The sequence below is a fragment of the Ruegeria sp. J8 genome, from assembly GCF_056531925.1.
The window spans coordinates 43866-54448 of the sequence record NZ_JBQFMR010000016.1 but is presented as its reverse complement, the minus strand read 5'-3'; the positions used below and the strand labels follow the sequence as shown (position 1 = coordinate 54448).

Genomic DNA, 10583 nt, shown 5'->3' with positions numbered 1-10583 from the left:
CCAGAGCGCACACGTAATCTTGAGTGCTTGGGCGGATAACGCTTCAGGTTTCGGTCTCATGTTTGCCATTCTTGGTCCTCCGTTTCCTAAACATAGCAATGGACCAGTTCAGTTGGGGAAGCTCATACACGGCTGTAGGCTGACCGCTCTGAGCCCAAAGCAGCCACCCTTTCGGCATCTTATCTTTGTCCGCGCAATGAATACTCGCTAGATCACTGGACGAACAGCCTCCTTCGATCCACCGCATGTGTTCGAAAGTGGCAATGGCGGTACCTTTGTCCAAACCTTGGAGTACTCTTCGGACCAAGCGGAGCAGAACGAGGGTGAGGACTATCACCTCGTCGCCGGACCCGGAGGAAACAAACCTTCACGCGCAGCTGGTAAGCCCGCTGGATCTCAATCCGAACAAAGGCTCGCACCCGGTCAAACCCATCATCAAACTGGGCGCGAAGCGAACGTCGATGTCGATGTCGATGTCGAATTTGACGACGATGAACGCGACTATCTTGTCGAGAATGATACGGCGCGAGGGTTTGTTGCAGGAGTAGGGCTAGGCGCTTCAGTTTCGAACTCCAACAGTTCGTCATCGACCCAAAGCTCTAATGACACTTGTTTGGATGAAAACCAAGACGGTGTTTGTGACGATAGTCTGTAGGATGCCTTTGCAATTCTTGAAAAAAGCTTCGCCACACTGGCTTGGAAGTGCCCGCCAGAAGGAGCTTATTACGGGTAGGTTGAGGCGACGGTCTTTCGCCGCCTCAACTCAGCTATTTCTGCGGTGAAGCTTGTTTAATTTGGAATGCCTCAACCGCGGCTGCGGTCTCAGGGCGAATGTTTTCAATCCCTTCATAGGGTACGCCAAACGCTGGCTTCTCGTCAGGGAATTTTTCCTTCCGGGCTTGGTGCCGCGCGAGAATTCGAACGAATTCCTGGCCTCCCCAAGCTCCAACTTCGGTCGAAACAGGATACTTTTCATGAGTGTCGCGATAGATGTCGATGAAGTCTGCCAAAATACCGTTTGCAAGGTCCTTCGGTAGGTTCATACGGAATTTATCTTTGATGATAGCTCCGGGTTTATCGATGTTATAGACAATCAAAGAGTCCCTGCGACCTTTGGATTCATCGGCAAACAAAATCGAAGCTGACTGATCGACACCATCCACCAGCCGATCACGTGGAATGAACGCATCTGCGCCGGCTATGCGTGACAGCGTTGTATAGAGATCGGAGACGTGAATGATGTTGTTTACCATTGAGTCAGCGCCGATAACGCCGGGCCAGCGTATGAAGGCGTCAACTCTAACTCCGCCTTCAGTGGTGTCGCCTTTACCACCTTTGTAGATCATCGGTGTGAAGCCAGATTGAGGTGAGTATTTGGTGAAATGTCCGTTGTCGCCCATGACTACGACGACAGTGTTATTCGCGACGCCAAGGTTTTCCATTTCGGCGAAGATTTCCCCCAGGTACTCATCGAGCAGCTGGAGCTTATCCGCGTAGAGGCCACCATTGGGTGACTCTGGCCCAGTTCTCCCGGTGCGCGTGTTATGTAGTGGGATCATCGGCCAGTATTGAAGGAAGAATGGTTCCTCACCGGCAGCAAGACGTCTTAGCTCTTCTATCGTCTTATCTTGGTAGGCTTGGTTCATCTCATCGTATTTCAATGCGCCCCAACGCTCTCCAGGTTGCATTCGAATTTCCCGAATTGGTCCACCTGCATCGCCTTCGATAACGGTCATCATCGCCGAAGCGTCTGGACGGAACCACTCGTCGAGCACGTACTCAGGAACAAAATCTCCGATACCAACTGAGACCTGCTCGCGGATAGCATCGTCGTTGAAAATCGTAAGTTGGCCTTGCTGGTGGATCGCATGTTGTGCGTAGTCAAAACCCTGGTTCATCGCCCAGCTTTCAGCGATGTCACCCATATGCCATTTACCCACATGACTGGTTGCATAGCCAGCTTCTTTTAGGACCTCAGCTAGAGTAACTTCCTTTCCTGGGAGACCAAACCCTGCAATGTCCACAGTTGTGTTGCCCATTCCGATGCGTACTGGAAGACGACCAGTCATTTGAGCAACCCGCGTAGGAGTACAGGATGGTTCGGTGTACATTCGCACCATCCTCATGCCTTCATCCGAAAATTGGTTGATGTTCGGAGTTTCGATGCCACGTACTGCGTTCAGCTCAGGTATGCCCATGTCACCAAAACCAAGATCATCTATCAGGATGGAGACGATATTTGGCGGATTGCCATCATTGCGCTCCCGAAACTCAGACAGCAGCGCGTCGACGGCTGCATCATCATCGGCCCATTTATCGGCGTGCTGGGCCTGCAGTATATAGTACTCAGCATCATGCTGAATGGGTGCTTCCTGCGCGAAGCAAGGCGTCGCGGCAGCTACCGCGAGCGTTAGTTTCTTAAACAAAACTCTTCCTTTCATTCTGTTATTCCAAAGCTGAGCTTTTCATCTCGGGGATACGAACCCCCATTATGAAAAATAAAGAGAACAAGAGCCTCAGCTGTAGTTAATTTGACATGGGGTGACGAATTTTTATCGCTGTAGCGATCAAAGCGATGTGTATCAAATAACGCATCGAACAATGGCGGCATTGTCCTACCGACTGAATCGTTGGCCGCACCACACTCCTCGAACTTCTCTGCGATTGAGAAGTATTTCAAGGTCATTCTCGGCCGTTCGTAGAATTCGCGTGCGACAAAATTTGGGCTACCGTTTTTGAGTGCTTACGTCTCCATTTCTTTAGAAACGGCCACGCGATTAATGTCCGTATGGGGGAAGAACTCTGCCCAGACATGCCAGAAAAGACCCGCCTTCACATCTGGAGATCGCCGAAGCTGGCCATTTGCCGTTTTTCCCCAGAAATCAATCTCCTCGACGGGAGCGCCCGTATCATTTATCCAGACGTTCAAGCTTTCGAAAATAGGGTCCCAACTTACTACAAGTGGCGTCCCACCGACCTCAGCGTTGACGACATTTCCGCATTGAACAACAAAGTCATCGGTCCAACAGGCCGCATCGTCGCCTATGTTCACTCCCCAGACATAGGTCTTGGTTGGGAGCCTTGGATCAATTGGACGCTCAAGGTTCTGCATCGCCGGCTTAGCTTCCGTGTGATGCTTAGAAATAGTGGCCGTAAAGGCCATCTCCATTGCAAAGTCGAGCAGATAGAGAAACGGGTTGGTCGACGGTTTATTTAGGAACACTGTCCCGTCAGGATAAGCCTTCTGAAACCCTCGGAAAGTCATGCGAAATGTCGGCCAAGGCTGCATTACCAATGATTGTCGCAAAGCACATACAGGGCCATCAGTCGATGTGTCCTGATCCATTGAGCGGAAGCCGTATATCTGCTGTAATGGCTCACCGGTTTTGTTGTCTCTCAAAACGAGATTGTTTCCATGTTGCGCCAGTACTTCCATGTCGATGTGCTGCCCTTCGACCTCAGGCGTGTAGCCAAGGCCGAGATTGGCGATAGCGCAATATGTCATGACAACGTTCTCACCGTCGAGCCCGTCTTGGGTCCCGACAAGATGCGGACGCATAATCTGCGGTTGCGGATGGGCCCGGGCCACGCCATTGTTTTCCAGAACGATGACTTGAGTAGTCGGACTAACGAAATCCTTGGCTTCCTCGATAGAATAGAATTTTGCCGTCTCTTTTTGGTTTCGAAGGCCGAGATGGACGTAGATCCAAGTGAAGGCAATCAATCCAAGGGTGAGCACTGTCGCAAGCCAGAAAACCAAACCTGAACCAGCGCCAAATCCGAAATGTAGAATTGCAGAAATGAACCACGCTCCTAGCCCAACCGCGATGAACCGATATTCGTTTCGAATAAACCGATCAACATTGGATCGCTTGGTTTTCATGAATAGCTGGGGAATGTCGCCAAGGTCACGGAAGTATAGCAACGCAATTGCCAATGACGTCGCTGTCGACAGATAGAATAAGATGCTGCTCACAGCGTGTCTCCGTTTTCAATTCGCCCTAAGCGCCGGATAAACTAAACTAGAAATACCCTCGCTTGCTCCTTGGCTCGCACTAACGTCGAACTGAAAGCCGCCTTGGAACGTATCAAACATTTTGCATAGGGAGCGGAACGTATCAAACATTTTGCATAGGGAGCAAAATCAGCGGAGTTCCGTTTGTCAATAAGAGGCGGCGCTTAACAGTGGAGAACAATAGTCTATTCTGCCTGTTCAGCGCATTTGCCATCCACCCTTTGGCAAGTTTGACGTGCAAAACTTGTTTTGTCGCCGTAGCAGCAATTCGATTTAGGCTAGCGAGTTGCCTTTCAGCGCCCTGCCGCCGCGTCCGCGATTCGGTCATTGATCCAATTTGCGCCAACGTCCACAGTTGCAAGGAGGAGCCGTCCACAGTCGGAACGTCAAAATTTTTTGCCATGAAGTTCGGCTTTGCACCTCCAATCAGTTATCTGAGTAAGTTAGTCAGATGACCGCCTTGAGCCCAAAGCAGTCACTTCAAAAGGATACGAATTACTCCCGCGCCGCCGCAGTGTACTGCCGACGATATTTCTCTGGAGAAGTGCCAAACCAGCGATGACAGGCGCGTGTGAATGCGCTGGCGTTTTTGTACCCCAGGTCACGTCCGATTTGAGTTATGGAGCGCGTAGCTTCTCTCAGCCCCAGATCAGCGAGATGCTCCTTCGCGCGATCTATTAGTTTCGCACCGTTCGTTCCATGACTGCTGAGTTCTCTTTGCAGCGCCTTTGGATGAACTCCGACAAAGGCAGCCAGCCCGTCCAAACCGGGCCAGTCAGAATAGTCGAACACTCGAAACAGTGCGAACAAATCCAGCGGTTGTTGCTGCGTAGAAGCATTTTCCGGTTCTTTGTTTCTGGGAAACGGGGACTGTTGCATAAGCCAAGCTGACGGAAACGACATGCTCAAACCCCAGGCGTCGGCTTTCTTCACGTTGGGCGACGGCACCAATTCGGCTGGGATAGCGTGAGGATCAAACACATGAATTTCGACTTCGCTTTGATCCCAAACTCTCCCCAATCTCGCCTTCAACATCTCAGACCAAGCAACGACATCCCATGCGTCCGCTTGCCCGGGCGGTTGCGGCGCTTTGAGAAATCGCCTACCGACCAAATTGGCGCGTTCTGTTTCAACGACAAGTTGGTAGTGCATCGAGACTTGAACTGTCTCGACAAAGTGCAACCAGGCCACCAGCAGATCACCCAAGCTGGGCGTGTTGCTTATGGTGGCCGGAGGCACGAAACCGGTGCTCCACTCATACTCTCGTGCAATCTCCGCGCAGAGGTAACGATTTCCCGACTGCTCTGCTGCTTGTGTCGAGGCCAGATAAACGCAAGCACTGGGTATTGGTTGGCTTGCTGCGTCGAATACTTCGGGCCGCAGCAAACACCCTTCCAATATTTGATTGCGATCCGCACCCAATTTGCAGGCTCGGTCAATCACCTCCGCCAAAAATTTTGACTGCATCACTGGAAGCGTCGTTTGTGCGATCAGTGGCTTGTTCAATGAGTTATCCTTACTGGACTGAGAAAACAGAAATTGTCCAGAAATGGCAACATACGAACTTCCCGCTTCCTGCTAAAGTACATCTAAGGTCAGAATTTACAAATCAGGGAGTTATCTTGATGGGTTTCCAATTCTATCCATATGTATTGCTCAAGGCAGTTGCAGCCGCTTCGACGCTTTCCATCTTGGGACTTTCGGCGTCACAAAGCATTGCGCAAGAAGAAGACTTTCCAATCCTTTTCACGAACGTCCACGTCTTCGATGGTGTAAGTGAACAGCGGATCGAAAATGCCAATGTGCTGGTGGTCGGCAATCTTATCACTGAAGTATCTGCCGAGCCTCTTGCCGCAGCGAATGCTCGGATCATAGATGGGGGCGGTCGGACACTCATGCCGGGATTGATCGATGCGCATGTCCACATGACGATTACAGAACCGCTCGCCGATCTGAGGGACAACTTCGATTGGATGTATTGGGGCGCAGTTTCAACAATTGAAGCAGAAAAGATGCTTCTGCGCGGTTTTACAACTGTCCGTGATGCCGGTGGCCCCGCGATTGGACTGCACAAGGCGATTGAACGTGGCAAAGCAGTCGGACCGCGCATTTATGCATCGGGACCGGTAATATCACAAACCTCCGGACATGGTGAGCACCGGCTTTACAATGAACCGCACCCCAATTTCATGGGCGCGCATCCGTCTTTCTTCAATCAGCACGTAGAGTTTTTGGCAGATGGTGTGCCTGAAACACTTCGTGCGACACGCGAGGCCCTGCGGCTTGGTGCAGTGCAGATCAAAGTCATGGCGGGAGGCGGCGTGTCCTCCAGCGTTGATCCCCTGCATACGGTGCAGGGATTGCCCGAAGAGTTGGAGGCTTCTGTGCAAGCGGCGGCTGATTGGGGAACCTATGTGATGGTTCACGCCTACACAGACGCATCCATCGTGCGGTCCATTGAGGCAGGCGTCATCAGTATCGAACACGGACAACTGATGACCGAAGTCGGTGCTCAGGCCATAAAGGATGCGGATGCGTGGATTGTGCCTTTCTATTCTCTATTGGGTTTGGAAGAGGAGGCCGTCGTCATGGCATTGGGGCCAAGCGCTGGTGCAAAATTCCTAAGCGTGCAGGCCGGTGCGAGAAAACAAATGCAGCTGATAAAGGACTTTGGGATCGAGAACGTTGCTTTCTCGACGGACATCATCGGTGATCCTGTTGCGCTGACCAAGCAGAACGATGAGTTCAAGTATCGTCTTGAAGTCTGGAGCAGCCACGAAATTCTGCAGCAAGCGACGTCGAAGACAGCTGAACTTTTGGCACTTTCTGGTCCGCTCAATCCCTACCAGGATGGCCCCTTGGGCGTCATTGCTGAAGGTGCATACGCTGATCTTCTGCTTGTGAAGGGCAACCCTGTCGAAGACGTTGAATTGCTCGTCGATTACACAAACAACATCGACCTCATCATGAAGGATGGGGTGATTTACAAGAATACACTCGATTGAGTGTTGCGCGGGGTGAAACAACCTCGGCACCCCGCGCGTCTATTTTCTGAAACCGAAGTGGTCGCTAGTTCGCTCCGTCGGGAACGTCTGTTAAGTCCGCAACTCGGTCATAGCCGCATTTTTCGCCAATGTCTGCTCTGGGTCAAAGCTGCCGTTGAGACCGGTATCAGATCGTGAAGGCAGCAGTTGAGGCCGAGGGTTACCAGCGCAAGCGTGCTGATGACTTTTGGGTCAACCACAATATCATTCAAGACATCCTAGAGCTAATTTGCACTTCTTCAGTCGCAATTTGCGATTTGTCGGACAAGAATCCGAACGTGTTTTATGAGGCTGGTATTGCCCACACGTTGGGCAAAGAGGTTATTCTAATTACGCAATCCATGAACGATGTCCCGTTTGACCTTCGCTCACTGAGGTGCATCACCTACCTGAACAACCAAGAGGGATTCGACAAACTTGCATCTGATTTGTTGGCCAGACTCCATTTTTTTTGGCCTGATACACAAATCCATGGTGGCGACTCGGTGGCGATTCACACGCACAAAACACTAGATTTCTCAGACGCCCAAGGGCAATCACTTGAAATATTTAAGAAAAGTGGCGGACCGAGGAGGATTCGAACCCCCGACCCCTTGATTCGTAGTCAAGTACTCTATCCAGCTGAGCTATCGGTCCGCGTTGGTGAGGCGCTGTTTAGACCTCGTGTTCGGGACGTGCAAGCCGATTCTGCAAAAATATTTTAAAAAGTCACATCGCCCCGCGGCAGGCGGATTTCAAAGGTAGTCCCCATCGGGCCCGTCTCGGCCAGAACGAGGTCGCCGCCGTGACCGCGCACCAATTCCTGCGAAATTGCCAGACCCAGGCCCGAGCCGCCTTTGCGCACGCCACCCTGAAAGGGCGTGAACAGGTTTTCGCGGGCCTTGGGCGGCAATCCCGGTCCGTTATCCCGTATCTCGATGCACCAGTTCGTTTCATATTCACATCCGGCAATCGTGATTCTACCGGGCTTCCCAGCGGCCACAAGCGCCTGACGCGCATTGCGCACAAGGTTCATGATCACCCGGAAAATCTGTTCGGGATCTGCACGAGCGATCAGATCCTCGGGTAGTTCGTTGACGATCTCGACACACCCGCCTGCGACGGCCAGCTGCTCGCTTGCAACGACATCGTCTGCGACGGCGCGCATGGGGACCATCGTCAGCGTGGGGGCCGGTTCCTCGGCCCGGCCAAAGGCCAGCGTGCTTTCGCACAATGACACCGCGCGGGTGATCGAGTTCACCAGCTTAGGCGCCATGCGACGGACCAAAGGATCATCACTGGATTCAATCCGGTCTGTGAAAAGTTGGGCCGAGGTCAGGATATTGCGCAAATCGTGGCTAACCTTGGCCACCGCCCCGCCCAGTTGCGCCAGACGCTCGCGCTGTTTCAGCGCGTGGGTCAGTTCGGTCTGCATCTGTTGCAACGCTTCCTCGGCCTCACGCAGCTCGGTCACCTTGGAATTGGGCGAGATGATCCCGCGCGCGTCCTCGGGCGCGCCGGCATAGCGCTGCATGTAGCCAACCACGCCCTTGATCGGCTTCACCAGAACTACGCGCACGGCAAGGAACAGGAAAAAGGCGGTGATGATTGAGATCACGAAAGACAGCCCGAGAATGCGCAGCCCGTAATCGGTCATCGCCATGCGCAAAGGCATACTGTCGGTGGTCACTTCGATCAACAGACCGGCGCCCTTGACCGGCTCACCAATCACACGGATTACTTCGTTTTCCGGAGTGAACAGACGCGCGACCGCATCGCGGATCAATATCCACGGGGTTGCGTCGCGCAGGTCATAAGTTTTGGTGATCTGTTCAGGGATGGGGGAAGACAGCATCAGCTGCCGCACTTCATCGCGACGCAAAACAACGTTGTAGACGCCCGCATTGGCCAGCAACTCGGCCTCGAGATCATCGGCCAGCATGTCATCGGCCAACAGCGCCAGCGACGCGATCTGGGCGCGCTCTAGCCGGTTCAACAAAAAGTCTTCGCGGAACCGCGCTATCGAGGGGACAAAAATCAGGATCTCGGCCAACATGACGAAGACCGTGGTCAGGATCAGAAATCGGCCCGACAGCGAGTTCACTTTTTACTCTCCTCCCAGTCAGGGCAGCCAGCGCTGGACGAACCCGACCACTCGTTTAACTGTCTGATTCTCAAACAGCCTTGGCGAGAAATAGGCACCCGCCACGCGTTTGTTAAGCTCTCCGATCGTCGGATAAGGCGAAACCATCGCGGCGACCTGTCCCATCTTCAGGTTATTCGCCAAGGCCAGCGACCACAAGTTGATCAATTCCCCCGCCTGATGCCCTACGATTGTGGCCCCCACGGGTCGGCCTTTTACGACCATGACCTTAATGAAGCCTTTCGTTTTGCGCTCGGATATGGCGCGGTCGTTGTGGTGGTAGTCAAAGCGCGCGATTTCCATCTTGTCGCCATGCTGCGTGCGAGCCTGCGCCTCAGTCAGACCAACCTGAGCCAGTTCGGGGTCGGTATAGGTGGCCCAAGGGATATGCGCGGTTTTCGCCTTGGAGGGCAGACCGAACAGGGCCGAGCGGATGATGATGCTCGCGTGATACCCCGCGACATGAGTGAATTGCAGCCCACCTGCAACGTCGCCGATGGCATAGACCTTTTTATTCGTGGTGCGCAGCGCGTCGTCGACTTTGATGCCGTTTCGTATTGGCTCAATCCCGGCCGCCTCAAGGTTCAGGCGATCAGTATTGGCCTTGCGCCCAGCGGCCAGCAACAAGTGCGAGCCGGTATAGATCTGGCCCGTCTCGGTCACGACCTCGACCTTTCCGTCCGCGCCGCGAATCTGTGCCACCATAGCTTGTTCATGAATTTCGATGCCCTCCGCGCGCAACGAATCCAGAACGATCTCTGCCGCCGCAGGGTCGTCCTTGCCCAGAGCCTGCATTCCCTCGATCACGGTGACTTTGCAGCCCAGTCGGATATGCGCCTGTGCCATCTCTATCCCGATGGGGCCGCCGCCGATGATAACCAGATGCTCGGGCTTGTCGCGAAGATCGAAGATCGTCTCGTTGGTGTAGTATGGCACCTGATCCAGACCGGGTATCGAGGGCACCATTGGCGAGGAACCGGTCGCAATCACGACACGCCGTGCAGAGATCAGATTGTCCCCCGCCTGCACCTGCGTGGGCGAGACGAAGTGACCATATTCGCGGATTACCTTGACGCCGAAGCCTTCGAACCGTTCCTGACTGTCCATCGGTTCAATCTGCGCGATCACGTCATGGACATGATCTTTTGCGGCGGCGTAGTCCACCTGCGGCACTACATCCGCGACGCCCAATGCCGAGGCATGCGCCTGCCCGTAAGCCGCCTTGCCGCTGGCGATCAGCGCCTTCGAGGGCACGCAGCCAAAGTTCAGGCAATCTCCGCCCATCTTGTGACCCTCCAGCAGGATCACATCCGCGCCCATCTGGCTGGCCCCGGCAGCCACCGACAAGCCACCCGACCCGGCGCCAATGACCAGGATATCCGTCTTCAATTCTTGCATAAGA

General features: G+C 53.5%; 7 protein-coding genes and 1 tRNA gene. 1 reads left to right on the top strand and 7 read right to left on the bottom strand.

Features of this window, described 5'->3' with window-relative positions; all coding sequences use genetic code 11:
- Window positions 1-767 precede the first annotated feature (767 nt).
- The 4 genes from ACR0L1_RS22460 to ACR0L1_RS22445 form a co-directional block, all read right to left on the bottom strand.
- Entirely contained in the window at window positions 768-2441 is a 1674-nt protein-coding gene (locus ACR0L1_RS22460) for a sulfatase-like hydrolase/transferase (RefSeq protein WP_480860871.1), read from the bottom strand.
- Window positions 2438-2686, bottom strand: a complete 249-nt coding sequence (locus ACR0L1_RS22455; protein WP_480860870.1) for a hypothetical protein — start codon at window positions 2684-2686, stop codon at window positions 2438-2440. Before ACR0L1_RS22455 ends, ACR0L1_RS22460 begins: the two co-directional genes overlap by 4 nt.
- A gap of 57 nt (window positions 2687-2743) precedes the next feature.
- Entirely contained in the window at window positions 2744-3976 is a 1233-nt protein-coding gene (locus tag ACR0L1_RS22450) for a DUF3179 domain-containing (seleno)protein (protein WP_480860868.1), read from the bottom strand.
- 534 nt (window positions 3977-4510) lie between these two features.
- Window positions 4511-5521, bottom strand: coding sequence for an AraC family transcriptional regulator (locus ACR0L1_RS22445; protein WP_480860867.1), 1011 nt, complete (start codon window positions 5519-5521; stop codon window positions 4511-4513).
- Here ACR0L1_RS22445 and ACR0L1_RS22440 point away from each other — a divergent pair.
- Window positions 5521-7020 (top strand): metal-dependent hydrolase family protein, encoded by a 1500-nt coding sequence (locus tag ACR0L1_RS22440; protein ID WP_480860865.1) that lies wholly within the window; start codon window positions 5521-5523, stop codon window positions 7018-7020. The genes ACR0L1_RS22445 and ACR0L1_RS22440 overlap by 1 nt on opposite strands.
- A gap of 598 nt (window positions 7021-7618) precedes the next feature.
- Here ACR0L1_RS22440 and ACR0L1_RS22435 read toward each other — a convergent pair.
- The 3 genes from ACR0L1_RS22435 to ACR0L1_RS22425 all read right to left on the bottom strand — a co-directional run bounded on the left by ACR0L1_RS22435 (window position 7619) and on the right by ACR0L1_RS22425 (window position 10579).
- A tRNA-Arg gene (locus tag ACR0L1_RS22435) sits at window positions 7619-7695 on the bottom strand.
- A gap of 64 nt (window positions 7696-7759) precedes the next feature.
- Entirely contained in the window at window positions 7760-9142 is a 1383-nt protein-coding gene (locus ACR0L1_RS22430; protein ID WP_336510186.1) for a sensor histidine kinase, read from the bottom strand.
- An 18-nt stretch (window positions 9143-9160) separates the two neighbouring features.
- On the bottom strand, window positions 9161-10579 hold the full coding sequence (locus tag ACR0L1_RS22425; protein WP_480860864.1) for a dihydrolipoyl dehydrogenase family protein: 1419 nt from the start codon (window positions 10577-10579) through the stop codon (window positions 9161-9163).
- Between the last annotated feature and the right edge of the window lie 4 nt (window positions 10580-10583).

Excerpts from the sequence above, each read along its gene's own strand:
- ACR0L1_RS22455 (WP_480860870.1), bottom strand. The coding sequence starts at position 2,686 with ATGACCTTGAAATACTTCTCAATCGCAGAGAAGTTCGAGGAGTGTGGT.
- ACR0L1_RS22440 (WP_480860865.1), top strand. The coding sequence starts at position 5,521 with ATGAGTTATCCTTACTGGACTGAGAAAACAGAAATTGTCCAGAAATGG.
- ACR0L1_RS22425 (WP_480860864.1), bottom strand. The coding sequence starts at position 10,579 with ATGCAAGAATTGAAGACGGATATCCTGGTCATTGGCGCCGGGTCGGGT.
- ACR0L1_RS22460 (WP_480860871.1), bottom strand. The coding sequence starts at position 2,441 with ATGAAAGGAAGAGTTTTGTTTAAGAAACTAACGCTCGCGGTAGCTGCC.